The organism is Thiohalophilus sp. (assembly GCF_031581315.1).
Taxonomy (GTDB): Bacteria; Pseudomonadota; Gammaproteobacteria; order UBA6429; family Thiohalophilaceae; genus Thiohalophilus.
The window spans coordinates 66,245-67,422 of sequence record NZ_JAVLAZ010000001.1 but is presented as its reverse complement, the minus strand read 5'-3'; the positions used below and the strand labels follow the sequence as shown (position 1 = coordinate 67,422).

Sequence of the window (1,178 nt, the reverse complement as noted above, 5' to 3'; positions counted from 1 at the left end):
CGTGTATCAAATTTATAATATTCCAGATTGCTGCCCGGAATCGCCGAGGTCAGATTCACGGAGGCCACGGAGCCGGAATCCGCCAGAATCGCCCGGTTGCGGCTATCCCGCCGCCAGCCCAGCGAGAGCTCGTAATTATCGTAGACACTACCATTTTCATCAATAAAATCAAGTATTTCCTGTGCTACGTTGGCGCCGGGGATGATTTCGGTATTCTCGTAACCGATACTCAAATTCGCCCGGGTAATTTCCGACAGCGGCACTCCGTAATTCATTGAAGCGCCTTTCGTATTGGTTGTAAACCGGGTCAGTTGCGCTTCTTCGGCATCAACCTCCCGCCAGAAAACATTAAAGCCGCGGCTGACACCGTCATCTGTGTAATAGGGGTTCGTATAGCTCAGGTTATAATATTTGGTAACATCGCTGTTATTCAGATTCAGGCCGAGTCGCTTACCGGTACCAAGAAAATTTTCCTGGCTGAGGCCAAAATTAATCAATGCGCCCTGGGTATCCGAATAACCGATGCCTGCGGTTAGAGAGCCGGTCGGACGCTCCTTGACATTAAAATTCACATCAACCTGATCGCTGGTGCCGCTGACTGCCGGCGTTTCAACCGAAACCTGTTCGAAGAAACCCAGTCGATCAAGCCGGGTACGTGACAGTGAGACTTTCTCCGTAGAAAGCCAGTCGCCTTCATGCTGGCGCAACTCACGACGAATTACTTCGTCACGTGTCTTGGTATTACCGGTAACATTGATTCGACGAACATAGACACGCCGTCCGGGATCCACCGACAGGGTCAGGGCCACGGTTCGGGAATCCTTATCAAGCTCGGGAATCAGATTCACATTGGCAAAGGCATACCCCCTGGCCGCCAGCTTGTCACTGATATTATTAGTCGTCTCTACGCTCTTTTTGTGCGAATAGATCTCATCAACCTTGAGCGTAATCAGATCCCTGACCTCTTCTAACGGGATGATTGTATCGCCGGTAACCTTGATATCCCGGACCGTATACTGCTCACCTTCGGTGATATTTATCGTGATATAGACTTCCTGTTTATCCGGTGTCAGCGAGACCTGGCTTGAGTCCGTATTGAAGTTGATGTAACCGCGATCGAGATAATAGGAGCGTAAGGACTCGAGATCGCCACTGAACACCTGGCGAGAGTACTTCTC

The 1,178-nt window shown here is 50.3% G+C and carries 1 protein-coding gene; it reads right to left on the bottom strand.

Features of this window, described 5'->3' with window-relative positions; all coding sequences use genetic code 11:
• On the bottom strand, positions 1-1,178 hold a 1,178-nt coding region (gene bamA / locus RI563_RS00310), incomplete at both ends, for an outer membrane protein assembly factor BamA (RefSeq protein ID WP_310692318.1).